Raw genomic sequence first — 17,250 nt, forward strand, 5'->3', positions numbered from 1 at the left:
GAATGAGTTTCCACACACGCAGCCCCAGGGGGGATCGGCGATGGTTGGAAGTCGCAAGGATGGTGGCGTTACCGCAGTACCGTATTCCACGCGGGGGCTGACCCTGCGGTTCGCACTGTTGACCGGCATGGCCATTGGCCTCGTCGGCATTTCCGCGTTGATCCAGGAATTGCAGGCCGCGTCCACGGCCTGGATCATGGGCCAGAGTCACTGGTCACGCGGCCAACAACAGGCCACGCACGCGCTCTCGCGTTACATCACCTCCGGCGAGTCGCACGATCTGACGGCGACACGGCAGGCGCTGCGGGTGCCGTTGGGCGATCTTTCCGCGCGCCGCGCCCTTGAGCAGGCCGACCCGGACATCGCCGCGGCGCGCCAGGGCTTCATCGAAGGCGGCAACGCACGCGGCGATATCAACCGCCTGATCCTGTCGTACCGCTACCTGCGCGATCAGCCGTATTTCCGCGATGCGGTCCGCCTGTGGCGCGATACCGATGACGATCTGCTGCAGTTGGTGGCCATCACCGATCGCGTGCAGGCCGGGCATGCCACCGGCGGCCTGACGCCCGACGTCCAGCAGGGACTGCTGCGCCAGGTGCAGACATTGGATGTCGGCATGCAGAACCAGGCCCGCGCATTCTCGGGTGCGTTGTTGCACACCGCAGCGATGGTACGGATGACCACCTTCATCGTGGGCGGGTTGTCCGTGCTGGCGATCACGTTGATCGCCGTGCTACTGGCGCGGCGCGTGCGCAACGACCTGACCGAACAGGAAAGCCGATTCCGGGCGGCGTTCTACCAGGCCACGGTGGGCATGCTCAAACTGGACGAGGAAGGCGGGATCGTCGAGGCCAACCAGGCGATGGCCGACATCCTCGACCACCGGCGTGAGGCCTTGCTGAGCCTGTCGCTGGCCGATGTTCTGGTGGAAGGCGAGCTGGTACTGGACGAGCATGGCCGGATCGACTGGCCGCGGCAGCTGCGCCCCGGTGAGCTGCGCTTCCTGCGTGCCGACGGCAGCCTGATGTGGGGCCGCTGGAGCGGCACCGTGGTGCGCACCCGGGCACGGGCGCCGACGGTGTTCGCGCTGGTCGAGGATGTTTCGCAGAACCATGCGCTGGCGCGGGAGGTGGAACACCACGCCAGCCACGATCCGCTGACCGGTCTGATCAACCGCCGTGAAATCGAGCGGCTGCTCGATCAGGCGCTGACGACGGTGCGCGCCGAGGGCGGTACTCACGCGCTGTGCTACATCGACCTGGATTACTTCAAGCTGGTCAATGATGGTCTCGGCCACGCGGCGGGCGACCAGTTGCTGCGCAGCTTCGCCGACTACCTGGTGGGTGCCGTGCGCGATGGCGACTGGGTGGGCCGCCTGGGCGGTGACGAGTTTGCTTTGTTCCTGGCCAACGCCAGCCAGGACGAGGCCAAGCAGGTGCTGCAGCGGGTAATCCGCACGTTGGGGCAGGTGAGCTTCCAGCATGGCGAAGGCGCACCCAAGGTGAGCTGCAGCATCGGCGTGGTCGAGGTCACCGCGGAAGCGCCGGATGTGAACTGGCTCATGAGTGCGGCCGACAGTGCGTGCTACGCGGCCAAGGAGGCCGGTCGCAACCGCGTGCATTGCTACAACGAAAGCCGCATGGCGCTGGACGAGCGTCGGCGCGAAGCGGAGCGGTTGGCCACTGTCTCCAGCGCGATCGCCGAAAACCGCATGCTGCTGTACGCCCAGCGCATCGAGCGGGTCGGCGATCCGGACTTCCTGCATTACGAAGTGCTGGTGCGCATGCGCAGCCCGGAAGGCGTACTGCAGGGGCCGGGGGAATTCATGGGGGCGGTCGAGCGCTACGGCATGGGCATGGCGCTGGATCGGCACGTGCTGTCGCTGTTGTTCAGACACCTGCAGGTGTGCCCTGCGCACGTGCAGCAGCTTGGCCTGTGCAACGTCAACGTGTCCGCGCAGTCGATCGCCGAGCCCAGTTTCCTGGCCTTCGTCACCGATCTGCTGGAGCGCAACCGTGGCCTGGCGCGCAAGCTGTGCTTTGAGATCACCGAAACCGCAGCGGTCAGCAACATCGACCAGGCGCGCACCTTCATCGATGCGGTGAAGGCCCGCGGCTGCCGGATGGCGCTGGACGATTTCGGTTCGGGGCTGTCCTCGTTCGGCTACCTCCGTCAGTTGCCGGCGGACATGCTCAAGATCGATGGCGTATTCGTGCGCGACATGAAACTGGATCCGGTCAACCGCGCCGCGGTGCGCGCGATCACTGAAGTCGGGCGCGAACTGCACATGCTGGTGGTCGCCGAGTGGGTGGAATCGGCGGTGGTGGCCGATCAACTGGCGCAGATGGGGGTGGAAGGTCTGCAGGGGTACGCGATCGAGCGGCCGATTCCGTTGGAACGCATGACCCAGCCAGCCCTGCGGGCGGCCCGTGCCGGTGTGCCATCGGATGCATGGCGTGGCACGCCATGATGCGATAATCGTGGAAGACGGCAGCGGGCGGGGTGTCCACTGACGACCATGGGCGGGCGGGGCACAGGTGTGAGCAACGGGGGCGGGTTTTCAAGCGGGGTTGTGGTGCTGATGCTGCTGCTGTGGCTGTTGCCATGGAGCGCGCAGGCCGCATCGCCGACGATGGGGCAGGATTTTCTGTTGCTCGGCGGGGCCACCGATGAGGTGACGCCCCAGCGTGCCTGTGCGCCGGATGTCCTGGCCCGCCACCAGGAGGTCCTGTCGATTCCGTCTCCGCAGCAGGGCTGGTCGGGGAAACCGCAGGCCGTGGATGTGTTCGGCGTGCTCACCGGCGAGGTCCGCATCAGTCATGGCGACCGCGAAATCTGCGGCAGCATGCACGACGCCCGCACGCGCGATTCCCGGTTCCGTGCCGGGGTCGGGCTGGTGGTGGTGCCCGAGGCCGGCAACCACGAGCCGATCGTGGTCTCCTGGACGCGCCCGCTCAAGCCGCGCTGGGTGCCGACCATCCAGTTGGGGGCACCGAGTCCGGTGCAGCAGAACGACACGGCACGGCTGCTGATGCGCGCGGCCTGCATCGCGGTGGCGATCGCGCTGGCACTGTCGGCATTGATGGGGTGGGTCACCACCCGCGACCGCTCGTTCCTCGTGTATGTCGGCGCGTGCGTGGTGTTCGTGCTGTGGCAGGCGGTGCTGGGGGGCTTGAGCGGCTATCCCGAGCCGTGGCTGCCCGTGCATGAGCACGCCTCGTGGTGGCTGGTGGCGCTGAGTGCCTGCAGCGAAGCGCTGCTGCTGCCGATCCTGTGGCGCCTCAACGGCGGCGATCGTCGCTGGCCGCGTTTCCGCCCGGCCCAGTACGCCGTGCTGTGGGGCCTGATGGCCATGGGGCTGACCGTGCCGTTGTGGGGGCCGGACGGTCTGGCCGTGGTCTCCGAGCTGCTCGAGTGGTTCTTCATGGCCGGCTGCGTACTGTGCCTCGGCGCGGGCCTGTGGGGACTGTCGCGGCGCGACGCGTATGCACTGCGGGGCCTGCTGGCGCTGGCACCGTGGTGGATCATGATCGTGGCCGACGCGTTCAACGCGCAGTGGCTGGTGGCGTATCGGATCGAAGCGCTGCAGCTGTCCACGACCTGGTTCCTGATGATGGCCGCCTACGCGCTCAATCTGCGCCTGGGCCGCCTGCGCCGTCAGCGCGATGAAATGCGCCAGTTGGCCGACACCGACATGCTGACCGGCCTGCCCAATCGTCGCGCAGGCCTGCGCCTGCTCGCCGAGTATCTGGAGCAGGCGCGCCGTGAGCCGATGCCGTTGTCGATCGGCTTTCTGGACATCGATCTGTTCAAGGACATCAACGACCAGTTCGGGCATGAGCGGGGGGATCAGGTGCTGGTGGCCGTGGCCCGCGCCCTGCGGGGGGCCGTACGCAACCAGGACAACGTGATCCGGATGGGCGGGGAGGAGTTTCTGGTGCTGCTGCCGGGGGCTGGCCACGCCGCCGCGGTCGCCCGGCTGGAGGCCGTCCGCCAACAGGTCGCCACCGTCGCGCAGGGCCTGGGCATTCACGGGCTGCGGGTGTCAGCCAGCATCGGCCTGGCCGTGCTCAAACCCGGCAGTGATGACCTGGCCGGCCTGCTGCGCCGGGCCGACCACGCCATGTACTGCGCCAAACGCAACGGTCGCAACCAGATCCATGATGGGGAACGCACCACCACGGCCGGCGATCCGTTGCCGGCCTGAAACGGCGGCGCGTGTGAAATCCGCAGCGGGACGCGGCTTTTGCCCGATAATGGGCGCATGACAATCCGACTCAACAAGCACATCGCCGATACCGGCTTCTGTTCCCGGCGCGAAGCCGACCGCCTGATCGGCGAGCGCCGCGTCACCGTCAATGGGCATCCCGCCGGTACCGGCGCGGTGGTTGGCGAGCAGGACGTGGTACTGGTCGATGGCCAGCCGCTGCGCGCCCGCGAGGCGAAGAAGGCCGGCGGCCGCAAACACGTCTATATCGCGCTGAACAAGCCGGTGGGCATCACCTGCACCACCGAAAGCTCGGTCAAGGGCAACATCGTGGAGTTCGTCGGCCACGAACAGCGCATTTTCCCGATCGGGCGCCTGGACAAGGATTCCGAAGGCCTGATCCTGCTGACCAGCAACGGCAACATCGTCAACCAGATCCTGCGTGCCGAGAATGGCCACCAGAAGGAGTACATGGTGGCGGTGAACAAGGCGGTCACCGATGAGTTCCTGCGGGGCATGGCGCGCGGCGTGCGCATCCGCGACGAAGTCACGCTGCCGTGCCGGACCAGCAAGCTGGCCAAGTTCGGCTTCCGGATCACCCTGCAGCAGGGTCTGAACCGGCAGATCCGCCTGATGGCCGCCGCGTTCGGTTTCCGCGTCACCCAGCTGCGCCGGGTGCGCATCGACAACATCAAGCTGGGCGCGCTCAAGCCCGGTCAATGGCGCAACCTGACCGACGCCGAGCTGAAGGGCCTGCTGCCCAAGCAGCTGGACTGGTAACGCCGCGCTCGGGATAGACTGCGCGGGTACTGTCGATGCCCGCCGCGATGATCAAGCCTTCCAAGCCGGACAATGAAGCGCAGCGCCTGTTGGCGCTGCAGCGCTACCAGATTCTCGATACCCCCCAGGAACGCTCGTTCGACGATCTGGTGACGATCGCCACCGCCCTGTGTGGCACCCGGATGGGGGCAGTGACCCTGGTCGACCAGGACCGCCAGTGGTTCAAGGCGCGCCAGCACCTGGACGCCTGTGAGACCCATCGCGACATCTCCTTCTGTGCCCACGCCATCCTGACCCCGGACCAGGTGATGGTGGTCGAGGACGCGCGCAGCGATCCACGTTTCTCGGACAACCCGGTGGTGGTGGACGACCCGCACGTGCGCTTCTACGCCGGCGCGCCGCTGCTCAGTGTCGAAGGCTTGCCGCTGGGCACACTGTGCGTGTTCGATGCGGTCCCGGGGCATCTGGACAGCAGCCAGCTGCTGGCGCTCACCGCGCTGTCCCGGCAGGTTTCGCTGGTAATGGAACTGCGTCGCTATGCGCATGAAATCCAGCAGCACATGACCGACCGTGCCTGGTACGAACAGCGGCTGGCCGAATACAACGAACTGCTGGAGCAGCAGAACGCGGACCTGGCCGAACAGAGCCGGACCGATCCGCTGACCGGCCTGCCCAACCGCCGCGCAATGAGTGCGGCGCTGGAAGCGGCGGTACGCGATGCCGATGGACAACCGCGCGCGACCGCCGTGGCGTTGCTGGACATCGATCACTTCAAGACTGTCAACGATCTGTACGGGCATGCCACCGGTGACCATGTGCTGTCCGAACTGGCCCGGCTGCTGCGCGCCCATTTCGCCGGGCACGGCCTGGCCGCGCGGCATGGCGGCGAGGAGTTCGTGGTGCTGATGCCCGACACCCCGCTGGCCACGGCCGAGCTGCAGTGCGATTTCCTGCGCATGGCGGTGACTGATCTGCCCTTGGGCCTGCCGCTGACGATCAGCATCGGGGTGGCCGCGCACCGCCATGGCGATGCGATCGAGCAGACCCTGGCCCGCGCCGATGCGGCGCTGTACCGGGCCAAGGGCGAGGGCCGCAATCGGGTCATCCGCGCCGACTGAGCTCACCTTCGCAGGCGGTGCGACGCGGGTGCGGCAGACTGGTTTCCCGCCGCCGCCCGCCATTCCCATGCTGCAGACCCTGGCCATCGCCAACTACCGTTCCCTGCACGATCTGGTCGTGCCGATGGGGCGCCTGAACCTGGTGACGGGCGATAATGGCAGCGGCAAGTCCAGCCTCTACCGCGCGCTGCGGCTGCTCGCTGAAACCGCTCAGGGCGGTGTCGCCGCGGCGCTGGCACGGGAAGGCGGGCTGGGTTCGGCGCTCTGGGCCGGTCCGGGCCAGGTCGATGCGCGGATGCTGCGCGGCGAGGTGCCGGTGCAGGGCCAGATACGGTCGTCCTCGATCGCGCTGCGTCTGGGCTTCGCGGCCGATACCTTCGGTTACGCCATCGACCTCGGCCTGCCGCTGCCGGGCAACTCGATGTTCGACCTGGATCCGCAGATCAAATGCGAGAGCCTCTGGGCCGGCCCGTTCCTGCGCAGCACCAGCGTGCTGGTCGAGCGACGCAACACCTTGGTGCGGCGCCGGCAGGGCCGGCAGTGGGAGGTCATCGACGAGCACCTGTCGGTGTTCGACAGCCTGTTCACCCAGGTGGCCGATCCGCAGCGCATGCCCGAGGTGCTGTCCCTGCGTGAATCGATCCGCAACTGGCGCTTCTACGATTCCTTCCGTACCGATCAGGATGCGCCGGCACGCCAGGCACCGCTGGCAACACGCACGCCGGTGCTCAGCCACGATGGCCATGACCTGGCGGCGGCCTGGCGGACCATCGTGGAGATCGGCGATCCACAGGCCCTGGCGTGCTCGCTCGACGATGCGTTTGCCGGTGCACAGGTAAGCATCGAGCCGCATGATGGCCGCCTGCACCTGAAGTTCCATCAGCCTGGTCTGCTGCGGCCGTTGTCGGTGGCCGAGCTCTCCGACGGCACGCTGCGGTATCTGCTGATGCTCGCGGCGCTGCACACGCCGCGCCCGCCGCCGCTGATGGTGCTCAACGAACCGGAAACCAGTCTGCACCCGGATCTGCTGCCAGCGCTGGCACGGCTGATCGTCGCCGCTTCCGCCCGCAGCCAGTTGTGGGTGGTCTCGCATGCCGGCCGGCTGATCGCTGCGCTGCAGGAATCGCCGGCCTGCCATCCGATCCGCCTGGAGAAGCAGCTGAGCCGCACCGCCGTGGCCGGGCAGGGCCTGCTCGATGTGCCGCCCTGGCACTGGCCACAACGGTGAGTAACGAGTCGCACGTCTGCGCCGACTGTTGGCGGGTACGCCCGCTCAATCGGCGATGTTGCGCGCTTCGGAGGTCGCCATCAGTTCCGGATGCTGGACCTTCCTGCGGCGGTTGAGCAGCGGGTGCAGGAATACCGCGCCAACGATGATCGCCACACCCGCATAGAACAACGGGGTCAGTTCGCGCTGCTCGCTGAGCAGCACCATCGCCAGCAGGATCGCGTAGACCGGCTCCAGGTTGGTGACCAGCTGCGAGGTGTAGGCGCTGATGTGGCGCAGCGCCACCAGCGCCAGCGCGAACGGCAGGAGGGTGCACAGCCCCGCCAAGGCCAACAGCAGCAGGCCGTCGTGCAGGTCCGGGATCACCCACAGGTCGCTGGCCAGGGCGGGCAGCAGGAAGGGCAGTACCGGCGCCAGTAGGGTCAGGGTGAGCGTGCCCGCGCCGAGTTCCAGCGCGGTCACGGTGAGCGGGTCGGCGTGGCTGACCAGGCGCTTGTTGAGTGAGCCGAAGATCGCCACCAGCAGCGCCGACAGCGCGCCGATCAGCACGCCCAGGCGCATGCCATCGGGCACGCCACCCACGACCAGCGCCACGCCCGGCAAGACCAGAATGCCGAAGGCCAGTTCGCGGAACTGGAACGGGCGTTTGGCCACCCACGGTTCGATCACGGCGGTGAACACCGGCGCCAGCGCGATGCAGGTGGCGGCCACCGAGGCATTGGCGAGTTTCACTGCGCCATAGAAGGTCAGCCAGTGCAGCGCGACCAGGGCGCCCACACCGCAGTAGCCGGCGACCAGGCGCGGCGACAGCTGGCGCAATCCACGCCACACGCGCGGGACCAGCGCCAGCATTGCCACCACCAGCAGCATGCGCCACCACACCAGCGGCAGGGCGGGCAGGGTGATCAGCTTGCCGAGGATGGCAGTGACGCCCCACAGCAGCACACAGAAATGGATTTGCAGCAGGGCTCTGCGGGTATCGGTCATCGGCATCTGCATATTGTGCGGCAAGCCGCGCCCGTAGCGATGCCCTCCACGCGATCCTCTGCAGGGCCGTGGCATTCTGCGCTGATGACACGCCATCACATCGATACGCTTGCCCCCGTCCTGTCACCGGCGTTGCGCGTGTGGGCCGGTCTGACCGCCGCGGTCGCGGTAGTGTCCCTGCTGCTGCAGTACGCCCTGCTGCTGCGCACGCCGGGCCTGGCGGTGGCGGACGCGACGCTGCGCTATCTGGGCTACTTCACCATCCTCAGCAACATCGGGGTGGCCACGGTCTGCGTGGCGCTGGCCTGCGGCCGCCGTACAGGGCTGGCCGGTCCGGTACCGCGCGCGGCGGTGGCGTTGTTCATCGGCATCACCGGGCTGATCTACGTGACCCTCCTGGCGCCGTTGTGGGACCCGCAGGGCGCACAGTGGTGGGCCGATACCGGCCTGCATTACGCCGTGCCGGTGATGTACCTGGTCGGCTGGCTGGCCGGACCGCGTGGCGGCCTGCACCGGCGTGGGCTGCTCGCCGCCCTGGCGTTCCCGACGGTCTACCTGGGCTGGGCGCTACTGGTCGGCCGCCTCAGCGGTCAGTACCCGTACCCGTTTCTGGATCCGAGCGCGCTGGGTACGGCGCTGGTCCTGCGCAACGTGCTGGGCGTGGCCGTATTGTTCGTGGTGAGCGGTGCGCTGTTGTGGTGGCTGGACGGCGCGCTGGCCGCCCGCCGCCGGCGCGGCTGAGGACTCACCCGTTGCCGAGCTGCAGCAGCTGGTCACGCAGGGCCATCGCCGCGCCGGGATTGCGCTGTTTGGCCGCGCCGATGAACAGCACGTAGACCTGCCGCGGTGTCGCTGCGGGCGCCTCGGCAGCGAGGTGGGGCAGGTCCGGGTTGTCTTCGCCGCGGGCCCAGCGCATCGCACGCAGGCACCACTGTTCCAGCGCCCGTGCCGGGTAGCCGGCACGCAGGTTCGCGCGTGAGTGCATCAATCGCGCGTAGATGAAGTCGGCGGTGGGGTCGGCGAAACTGGGGTACTCATCCGAGCCACTGAACACCAGCGCGGCACCGTGCGCACGGGCAGCGGTCAGCAGCGCCGGCGTCCATGCCGCGGGGTTGCGAACCTCCAGTGCGTGCTGCAGGCGGTGGCCGTCGACCTTGCGCGGCAGCATGCCCAGGAACCGATCGAATTCGGCCGCACCGGCGGGATGGCTGTCGCCGAACTGCCAGATCAATGGACCCAGCCGGTCCTCCAGCGCGCTGATGCCGGTGATGAAACGTTCGGCACGTTCGCCGACGGTGGTCAGGTCATGGGTCTGGGTGATGGTTCGCGGTGCCTTGGCCGAGAAGCGGAAGCCCTCGGGGGTCTGCGCGCGCCACTGCGCATAGATGGCTGGCTTCTGCGCACGGTAGAACGTGCTGTTGATCTCGATGCAGCCCAAGTGTTGGCTGGCGTGGGCCAGCTCTTCGCGCTGCGGCAATCCAGCCGGATAGAACGTGCCGCCCCGCCACGCCGGGAATACCCAGCCACCGATACCCGTGCGGATGGAGCCGGCCGCAGCGCTCATGCGCCGTCCGCGTGGTCGACCCATGGGTCGTAGCTGCCGAACCACCACAGGTAGCCTTCCAGATCGCGGCAGGCATAGCCGCGGCCGCCATAGGGCTGGTCGGCGATGTCCATGACGATCTGCGCGCCGGCGGCAACGGCGCGCGCATGATGCGCATCCGGATCGGCGACGATCACGCAGGCGCTCTGGGTCTGGCGACCGCCGACCTCGTCCGGGTGGACGCTGTAGCGGCTCCACTCACTGTCGTTGTCGACCGAGCCCAGCATGATCATGCCGTGGCCGTAGACAAGCTGGGCGTGGTGAACGGTATCGCCATCGGCGTAGACCGCGTGTTTCTGGAAGCCGAACGCGCGCTGCAGCCAGGCAATGGCGGCGTGCGCATCGCGGTAGCGCAGGCAGGGAATGAGGGTGGCGACGGTCTCGGCGGGCGCGGTCATGGCGGGCCTCCTTCTGGCACAGGCGAGCCTGATCCGGGCCGCGTTACCATCGTGCGAAACCGGGGCATCGGCACCCTCGACGCCCCCGCCACACGCAACCGGAGACACTGCTTGAACACATCCTGGATCGGAGGCGCCGTGCTGCTGGCATGCGCACCCTTGGCATCGGCCGCCGTGCCGGCCGAACTGCAGCGGCTGGACGCCACCATCGAACGCGCCCGCAGCGCGTTCGACATCCCCGGCATCGCCGTGGCGGTGGTCAAGGATGGCAAGGTAGTGATGGAGCGCGGCTACGGGGTGCGCGAGCTGGGCAAGCCGGATCCGGTGCAGGCCGATACGCTGTTTGCGATCGCCTCCAATACCAAGGCGTTCACCGCCACTTCGCTGAATCTGCTGGCCGAGCAGGGCAAGCTGAAGATGGACGATCGCGTGATCGATCATCTACCTGGCTTCCGCATGTCCGATCCGTACGTGACCGGGGAAATGCGCATCCGCGACCTGCTGTCGCACCGCAGTGGCCTGAGCCTGGGCGCGGGCGACCTGCTGTTCTGGCCGACCACCTCCTACAGCAACAAAGAGGTGGTGCAGCGGCTGGGCAAGGTGCCGTTGAAGGCCGGCTTCCGTGATCGCTATGCCTACGACAACATTCTCTACGCGGTCGCCCAGCAGGTGATCGAACAGGTGTCGGGACAGACCTATGCGGACTTCCTGCAGCAGCACATCTTCACCCCGGTGGGCATGCAAGGCACCCGCTACAACGCCGATCATCTGCAGCCCGGCGACAACGCTGCAGTGGGGCACGCCAAGTATGATTTCAGCCAGCTGCGCACTGTCGCGCCGCTGACCTGGTCCAACAACGCCGGCGCCGGCGGCATTTATTCCAGCGTGCACGACATGGCGCGCTGGATGAACGTGCAGCTGGCCCAGGGCACGCTGGAGAACGGGCAGCCGCTGTTCACCGCCAAGACCCAGCAGGCGATGTGGCAGATGATCACGCCGCAGGTGGTGCCCGAGCCGAGCGTGCCGCAGCTGGCGGCGGCACGGCCGAACTTCGCCGGCTATGGCGAGGGCTGGAGCCTGAGCGATTACCGGGGCCAGAAACTGGTCTGGCATACCGGCGGCTGGCCGGGCATGGTCTCGCGCGTGACCCTGGTGCCGGCGCAGAAGCTGGGCATCGTGGTGTTGACCAACCAGGAAGTGGGCGCGGCCTTCAACGCGATCACGATGGAAGCGCTGGATGCCTATCTGCAGGCACCGGCCACCGACTGGGTCGCCGCCTATGCGGCCGCCGTGGCCAAATCGCAGGAAAAGGCGGACGAGGGCTGGGCCAAGCACCAGGCCGCACGTGATGTGAGGTCCAAGCCGTCGCTGCCGCTGGCGCGCTACGCAGGAGGCTACCGCGACGCATGGTACGGCGATGTATTCGTTGAGCAGCAGGGCGGCAAGCTGCGCCTGCGCTTCGGCAAGACCGCGCAGTTGATCGGCACGCTGGAGCATTGGCAGCACGATACCTTCCTGGTGCGCTGGGACGACCGCTCGCTCAACGCCGATGCCTTCGTGAATTTCAGTCTCGATCCGGACGGCAAGGTCCGCGAGGTCCGCATGCAGGCGGTGTCCTCGCTGACCGATTTCAGTTTCGATTTCCAGGACCTGCTGCTGACACCGATCGCGCCGGAGGCCAAGGGCTGAACCCCGTCGCCGGCGTGTGATGGAGGTGAGAGTAAAACAGCAGGCCGCAGTGGGATAATCGCGGCCTGTTTTGTTTTCGGTGCACTGCGATGTTCCGCTGGTTCGAATCGCTGATTCCGGTTTTCCCGCCGATCGATGCGCGCATGCCACCGCGCAAGGTGGTGCCGTTCTATATCCACTATCTGCGCCCGGTATGGCCGGTGCTGCTGGCCACGCTGATCGCCGGCCTGCTGTTGGCGCTGGTCGAAGTGGCGATGTTCGATTTCCTTGGCCGCATCGTGGACATGGTCGCCGAGCAGCCCGGCAGCGATTTCTTCGCCCGGCATGCGAATGCATTGATGTGGATGGCCGGCATCACCCTGATCGCGCGGCCGCTGCTGGTCTCGCTGCACAGCCTGCTGGTCAACCAGGCGATCGTGCCGGGGCTGAGCAACCGCTCGCGCTGGTTGATGCACAACTATGTGGTGCGGCAGAGCCTGAGCTTCTTCCAGAACGATTTCGCCGGCAGCATGGCCAACCGGGTCATGCAGACCGGCACCTCGCTGCGCGAATCGGCCGTGCAGATGGTCGATTCGCTCTGGTACATCATCGTCTACACCGGCACCGCGCTGTACCTGTTCGCGCAGGCGGACTGGCGGCTGATGATCCCGCTGGGGCTGTGGATGGCCGGCTATGCGGTGATCATGTGGTACTTCGTGCCGCGGGCGAAAGAGCGTGCGTGGATCGCCTCCGAAGCGCGATCCAAAGCGATGGGCCGCATCGTGGATGGGTACACCAACGTGCCCACGCTGAAGCTGTTCGCCCATGGCGGGCGCGAGCAGGCCTACGTGGCCGAGGCGATCGACGAACTGGCCACCAAACACCGCGGCCAGACCCGGGTCACCACCGGGTTGGAAGTCACCATCGCCATCGTCAACGGCTTCCTGATCGTGGGCACCTGCGGCCTGGCGCTGTGGCTGTGGAACGGCGGGCACATCACCGTCGGTGCGATCACGCTGGCCACCGGTCTGGTCATCCGCATCCACAACATGTCCGGCTGGATCATGTGGACGATCAACGGCATCTTCGAAGATATCGGCACGGTGCAGGACGGCATCACCACCATCTCCCAGCCGCTGACCGTGCAGGACCGTGCCGATGCCGTGCCCTTGGTCGTGAGCCAGGGCAGCGTGCATTTCGATCACATCCATTTCCATTACGGCAAACGCGGTGGCGTGATCGCCGGGTTGGACCTGCAGGTGAAGCCCGGTGAGAAGATCGGTCTGGTGGGTCCCTCGGGTGCCGGCAAGTCGACCCTGGTCAATGTGCTGCTGCGGCTGTACGACCTGGAAAGCGGGCACATCCGCATCGACGGCCAGGACATCGCCGGGGTCACCCAGGAAAGCCTGCGCCGGCAGATCGGCGTGGTCACCCAGGACACCTCGCTGCTGCACCGCTCGATCCGCGACAACCTGCTGTACGGGCGTCCGGATGCAACCGAAGCGCAGCTGCACGCCGCGGTGGCCAAGGCGCGCGCCTCGGCCTTCATCGATACGCTGGTCGATGGGGAAGGGCGTCGTGGTTACGACGCGCATGTCGGCGAGCGCGGGGTGAAGCTGTCCGGTGGCCAGCGCCAGCGCATCGCGATCGCGCGGGTGCTGCTCAAGGACGCCCCGATCCTGGTGCTGGACGAGGCAACATCGGCACTGGATTCGGAAGTGGAAGCGGCGATCCAGGACAACCTGGATGAATTGATGACCGGCAAGACGGTGATCGCGATCGCGCACCGCCTGTCCACCATCGCGCGCATGGACCGGCTGGTAGTGATGGATCAGGGCCGCATCGTGGAAACCGGCACGCACGCCGAGCTGATCACGGCCGGCGGATTGTATGCGCGGCTGTGGGCGCGGCAGACCGGGGGCTTTGTGGCTGCCGACGCGTAAGGCGCGTCGGCAGCCACGCAGAAGAGAGAACGGCCCGGGTCACCCCGGGCCGTTTGCCTGTCTGACGAGGAACGAGGCAGTGCTTACTCGATCGGCTGATCCAGCATCAGCTGGCGCGCGAAGCGCACCGGCGGGGCGCCGTAGGACAGCATCTGATCGTGGTACGCCTTCAGGTTGAACTTCGCGCCCTGCTTGTCCTGCACGGCCTTGCGGGTATCGAAGTGTTCCTGCGCGCCGACGAAGTAAGTCGGCAGCTGCGCGGAGGTCAGCTGCGCACGCACCCACTTGCCCGAGGCTTCGCTTTCCTGTTGGAAGGCGTCGTGGGTCATCAGGTGCATCGCCTGCTCACGCGTCCAGTTGTCCACGTGCACGCCCTGATCCAGGATCGCGTTGGAGATGGTGCGCAGGTAGAACTTCAGCTGCACCAGGTGGAAGAGTGGATCGTTGTCCAGGTAACCCTGCTCCTGCATCATCCGCTCGGTGTAGACCGCCCAGCCTTCGGCGAACAGGCCCGAACGCAGCACCGCGCGCAGCGTGGAGGGGAACTTGCCCGAGTGCCAGCCTTCCAGGTAGTGGCCCGGGGTGCCTTCGTGAATGCTCAGCAGGTGGATCATGCGGCTGTTGTATTCGCGCAGGAACGAATCGACCTGCTTGTCGGTCCAGTCGTCCGGGATCGGCGAGACCGCATAGAAGGTCTTCAGGTTCTTGTCGAGCGGGCCCGGCGAATCGCAGTAGGCCACGGCCACGCCACGCTGGAATTCCGGCATCAGGATGATGTCGACCGGCGAATCGGGCAGGGTCATCAGGTCATGCTTGCGCACGAATTCGGTGGACTGCTCCAGCGCGGCCTTGGCGTCTTCAACGACCTTGTCGCGTGCCGGCTTGTCGGCATAGGCCAGCTCCAGCGCGGCTTCGATCGCGGCCTGCTGCTGCTCGTCGCTCGGGTTGGCCGGCAGCGCCGGGGCGCCGGGCTTGTCCTTGAGCACGGTCTGCGCGATGCCATACATGTCCTGGCGCACGCGCTTGAGTTCGGCACGCGCGCGCTCGCCGATCTCGGCGCGCGAGAGCGAGGCGTTCAGCGCGAACTTCAGCTTCTGGTCGTACAGCTCCGCACCGATGCGGAAGTCACCCTTGGCGTTCGGCACCAGGGTCTTGTCCAGCCAGGTCTGCTGTTCGTCGACGGCCTTCTTCAGGCCCTCGATCGCAGCCTGCAGGCGCTTCTGGTCTTCGGCCGGCAACTCACCGATGTGCGGGGTGATGAAGGTATCGACGATGCTCAGGATGCCGCGGTTCTGCTTGGCCACGGTTTCGGCGTGGATCTTCGGCACGCGGGCCGGGTCCAGGTTCTCGCGGGCCTGGGCGAAGATCTGCGGCAGCTTCTCCATGCGCGCGGTCGCCGACTTCAGGCGGTCGGGCAGCGGCGCGAATTCACGCGCCATCAGGCCGTAGAGCGCGCTGCCGGCCATGCCGTTGTACATCTGCGGGTCCCACTTGGGCGACTGCAGCACTTCCGCGGTCCAGACTTCGGACTGCAGCTGGTTGCGCAGGATCGCCGCGTCCACCTGGTTCTCGCGCGAGAGCTTGCTGACGTCGATCTTGTCCAGATCGCCCAGCAGTGCCTTGTACGCGGTCAGCACTTTCTGCTGGCCGGCCGCGCTCAGGTCGTCGATCTCGCTGTCGTATCGGTGATCGCCGATCTGGGTGGCGCTGATCGGGGACAGCTGCATCCAGGTGTCCAGGGCGCGCTTGGACAGGTCGGCGAAGGCCGTATCGACCGCAGCGTCACCGGCCGGGGTGGCCGCTTCGGTGCCGGTGGTGGGCGTGGGGGAGTCGGCCTGCTGGCAGCCACCAAGGGCGGCGATCAGGGCGAGGGCAAGCAGATGCTGGCGCATCGGTGTTCCTGTACTGGGGACAATCCCCGAGCATAGGGCCGATGGCCGCCTTTGTCCCCGTGCCATTGGATTACCATGGGCCCCTTTCCAGCAGGAGGGGTGTCATGCAGTACGAAGGCAGCTGTCATTGCGGAAACATCGCATTCAGGGTCGAGACCGATGCGCCGATCGACGATGTGGTCGATTGCAACTGCTCGCTGTGCCGCCGCCGCGGTGGCCTGTTGTGGTTCGGCCCGCGCGCAGCGCTGAGCCTCACCACCGATCCGGCGGCGCTGGCTACCTACCAGTTCAACAAGCACCACCTGGACCACCACTATTGTCGCGACTGCGGCATTGCCCCGTTCAGCGAGGGCGACGACCCGCGCAGCGGCCAGCGCATGGTGGCGGTCAACGTACGATGCCTGCCCGGGGTGGACCTGGGCGGCGTGAAGATCACCGCTTTTGATGGAGCTGCACTGTGACCGAGTGGAAAGGACGGGCCCGCGCCGGGCTGGCAGGGATGCTGTTGTTGGGCCTGGTGGCCTGTGGCCGCAGCGGCGAGGACTACGCGGCCGATACGGCCGCCGGGGCCGTGGCCTCACCGGAAGGTGCGTTCCTGGCCTATGAGCATGACCTGCGCATCCAGCTCGATGCCAAGCGCATCAGCGAGCGGGTCAAGGCCGTGTCCGAGGCCTGCCAGAACAACCGGTTCGGGGATTGTGCCGTGCTGCAGGTGGGCGAGGAAGGCGGTGAGAGCCGCTCCGGTTCGATCCGCGTGCGCATCGCCCCCAAAGGCGTGGAACCGATCATCGCGCTGGCCGGTGAAGGCGGCGATGTGGCCTCACGCAATACCCATGCCGAAGATCTGGCCCAGCAGGTGGCCGACACCGCGCTGACCCAGACACGGTTGCAGAAAGAGCACGCACAACTGCAGGCCTATCAGCAGCGCAGCGACATGAAAGTCGCCGATCTGCTGGCGGTCTCGCAGCGCATGGCGGAGATCGAGGCGGGGCTGGAGCAGGCCAACAAGGAGGCTGCGCAGCAGCGCCGGCGGATCGATACCCAGCTGGTGACGATGCACTTCGAAGGTCCGGCCGGGCAGCGCAGCCGCAGTGAAATCGGCAAGGCGTTCAGTGAGTTCGGATCGATCTTCACCACCAGCATCGCCTTCGTGATCCGCGCGATCGCCGCCTTGGTGCCGGTCGGCGTGGTGGTCTGGGCGGTCGGTGCCGTGGTCGTGGCATTTTGGCGTCGCCGCAAGCGGCGCAAGGCCGCGGCGGCCGCACGCTGATGGAGCGGTGGGGGGGGGGGGGGGGGGGGGGGGGGGCATCCCGGGAGCGGGAGGTGGGTCGCCAGCCGGGGTTGTTTGATCATCTTGGTGATGTGTAGCTGGGCGGTATTCGTCCGCGTTTCTTGCCGTTTTCTTGATCTGTTCAAGTGTTGACGG

Annotated in this window: 14 protein-coding genes; 10 read left to right on the forward strand and 4 right to left on the reverse strand. The window is 67.0% G+C overall.

Going from position 1 to position 17,250, the window contains the following annotated elements; genetic code table 11:
- Positions 1-40 precede the first annotated feature (40 nt).
- The 5 genes from ABE463_RS15980 to ABE463_RS16000 all read left to right on the forward strand — a co-directional run bounded on the left by ABE463_RS15980 (position 41) and on the right by ABE463_RS16000 (position 7,333).
- Positions 41-2,470: an EAL domain-containing protein gene (locus ABE463_RS15980; RefSeq protein WP_346468826.1), complete on the forward strand. Its 2,430-nt coding sequence runs from the start codon at positions 41-43 to the stop codon at positions 2,468-2,470.
- A 111-nt stretch (positions 2,471-2,581) separates the two neighbouring features.
- The gene (locus ABE463_RS15985; protein ID WP_346468827.1) at positions 2,582-4,207 is read left to right on the forward strand and encodes a diguanylate cyclase; all 1,626 of its coding nucleotides are present in this window, start codon (positions 2,582-2,584) and stop codon (positions 4,205-4,207) included.
- A gap of 57 nt (positions 4,208-4,264) precedes the next feature.
- The gene (locus tag ABE463_RS15990; RefSeq protein WP_123728735.1) at positions 4,265-4,987 is read left to right on the forward strand and encodes a pseudouridine synthase; all 723 of its coding nucleotides are present in this window, start codon (positions 4,265-4,267) and stop codon (positions 4,985-4,987) included.
- Positions 4,988-5,034: 47 nt separating this feature from the next.
- On the forward strand, positions 5,035-6,105 hold the full coding sequence (locus tag ABE463_RS15995) for a sensor domain-containing diguanylate cyclase (RefSeq protein WP_346468828.1): 1,071 nt from the start codon (positions 5,035-5,037) through the stop codon (positions 6,103-6,105).
- Between the two features lie 67 nt (positions 6,106-6,172).
- Positions 6,173-7,333, forward strand: coding sequence for an AAA family ATPase (locus ABE463_RS16000; protein WP_346468829.1), 1,161 nt, complete (start codon positions 6,173-6,175; stop codon positions 7,331-7,333).
- A gap of 45 nt (positions 7,334-7,378) precedes the next feature.
- Here the strand turns inward: ABE463_RS16000 and ABE463_RS16005 are convergent, their stop codons facing one another.
- Complete coding sequence (locus ABE463_RS16005) at positions 7,379-8,326, reverse strand: DMT family transporter (RefSeq protein ID WP_123729696.1); 948 nt, start codon at positions 8,324-8,326, stop codon at positions 7,379-7,381.
- A 78-nt stretch (positions 8,327-8,404) separates the two neighbouring features.
- Here ABE463_RS16005 and ABE463_RS16010 point away from each other — a divergent pair, with 78 nt between their 5' ends.
- The gene (locus ABE463_RS16010; RefSeq protein WP_346468830.1) at positions 8,405-9,061 is read left to right on the forward strand and encodes a Pr6Pr family membrane protein; all 657 of its coding nucleotides are present in this window, start codon (positions 8,405-8,407) and stop codon (positions 9,059-9,061) included.
- Positions 9,062-9,065: 4 nt separating this feature from the next.
- Here ABE463_RS16010 and ABE463_RS16015 read toward each other — a convergent pair whose 3' ends face one another.
- Together ABE463_RS16015 and ABE463_RS16020 are read right to left on the reverse strand one after the other, a co-directional pair.
- Positions 9,066-9,884 carry a DUF72 domain-containing protein gene (locus ABE463_RS16015; RefSeq protein ID WP_346468831.1) on the reverse strand — a complete coding sequence of 273 codons (819 nt, stop codon included), beginning with the start codon at positions 9,882-9,884 and terminating at the stop codon, positions 9,066-9,068.
- Complete coding sequence (locus tag ABE463_RS16020; RefSeq protein WP_346468832.1) at positions 9,881-10,321, reverse strand: VOC family protein; 441 nt, start codon at positions 10,319-10,321, stop codon at positions 9,881-9,883. The genes ABE463_RS16015 and ABE463_RS16020 overlap by 4 nt, the downstream gene beginning before the upstream one ends.
- Before the next feature lie 111 nt (positions 10,322-10,432).
- Here ABE463_RS16020 and ABE463_RS16025 point away from each other — a divergent pair, with 111 nt between their 5' ends.
- Positions 10,433-12,010, forward strand: a complete 1,578-nt coding sequence (locus tag ABE463_RS16025) for a serine hydrolase (RefSeq protein ID WP_346468833.1) — start codon at positions 10,433-10,435, stop codon at positions 12,008-12,010.
- Positions 12,011-12,099: 89 nt separating this feature from the next.
- Positions 12,100-13,932 (forward strand): multidrug efflux ABC transporter SmrA, encoded by a 1,833-nt coding sequence (gene smrA / locus ABE463_RS16030; RefSeq protein WP_346468834.1) that lies wholly within the window; start codon positions 12,100-12,102, stop codon positions 13,930-13,932.
- Positions 13,933-14,015: 83 nt separating this feature from the next.
- Here smrA and ABE463_RS16035 read toward each other — a convergent pair whose 3' ends face one another.
- Entirely contained in the window at positions 14,016-15,824 is a 1,809-nt protein-coding gene (locus tag ABE463_RS16035; protein WP_346468835.1) for a DUF885 domain-containing protein, read from the reverse strand.
- Positions 15,825-15,928: 104 nt separating this feature from the next.
- Between ABE463_RS16035 and ABE463_RS16040 the strand changes: the two genes are divergently transcribed.
- A complete protein-coding gene (locus ABE463_RS16040; RefSeq protein WP_346468836.1) occupies positions 15,929-16,285 on the forward strand; it encodes a GFA family protein in 357 nt (118 codons plus the stop codon).
- Positions 16,286-16,323: 38 nt separating this feature from the next.
- Positions 16,324-17,094, forward strand: coding sequence for a DUF4349 domain-containing protein (locus tag ABE463_RS16045; protein ID WP_346468839.1), 771 nt, complete (start codon positions 16,324-16,326; stop codon positions 17,092-17,094).
- Positions 17,095-17,250 lie beyond the last annotated feature (156 nt).

The organism is Stenotrophomonas sp. TWI819, from assembly GCF_039673075.1.
In the GTDB taxonomy this organism is placed as follows: Bacteria; Pseudomonadota; Gammaproteobacteria; order Xanthomonadales; family Xanthomonadaceae; genus Stenotrophomonas; species Stenotrophomonas rhizophila_B.

Coding starts and splice junctions, on each gene's coding strand:
- ABE463_RS15980 (WP_346468826.1), top strand. CDS start 41: ATGGTTGGAAGTCGCAAGGATGGTGGCGTTACCGCAGTACCGTATTCC.
- ABE463_RS15985 (WP_346468827.1), top strand. CDS start 2,582: ATGCTGCTGCTGTGGCTGTTGCCATGGAGCGCGCAGGCCGCATCGCCG.
- ABE463_RS15990 (WP_123728735.1), top strand. CDS start 4,265: ATGACAATCCGACTCAACAAGCACATCGCCGATACCGGCTTCTGTTCC.
- ABE463_RS15995 (WP_346468828.1), top strand. CDS start 5,035: ATGATCAAGCCTTCCAAGCCGGACAATGAAGCGCAGCGCCTGTTGGCG.
- ABE463_RS16000 (WP_346468829.1), top strand. CDS start 6,173: ATGCTGCAGACCCTGGCCATCGCCAACTACCGTTCCCTGCACGATCTG.
- ABE463_RS16005 (WP_123729696.1), bottom strand. CDS start 8,326: ATGCCGATGACCGATACCCGCAGAGCCCTGCTGCAAATCCATTTCTGT.
- ABE463_RS16010 (WP_346468830.1), top strand. CDS start 8,405: ATGACACGCCATCACATCGATACGCTTGCCCCCGTCCTGTCACCGGCG.
- ABE463_RS16015 (WP_346468831.1), bottom strand. CDS start 9,884: ATGAGCGCTGCGGCCGGCTCCATCCGCACGGGTATCGGTGGCTGGGTA.
- ABE463_RS16020 (WP_346468832.1), bottom strand. CDS start 10,321: ATGACCGCGCCCGCCGAGACCGTCGCCACCCTCATTCCCTGCCTGCGC.
- smrA (WP_346468834.1), top strand. CDS start 12,100: ATGTTCCGCTGGTTCGAATCGCTGATTCCGGTTTTCCCGCCGATCGAT.
- ABE463_RS16035 (WP_346468835.1), bottom strand. CDS start 15,824: ATGCGCCAGCATCTGCTTGCCCTCGCCCTGATCGCCGCCCTTGGTGGC.
- ABE463_RS16040 (WP_346468836.1), top strand. CDS start 15,929: ATGCAGTACGAAGGCAGCTGTCATTGCGGAAACATCGCATTCAGGGTC.
- ABE463_RS16045 (WP_346468839.1), top strand. CDS start 16,324: ATGCTGTTGTTGGGCCTGGTGGCCTGTGGCCGCAGCGGCGAGGACTAC.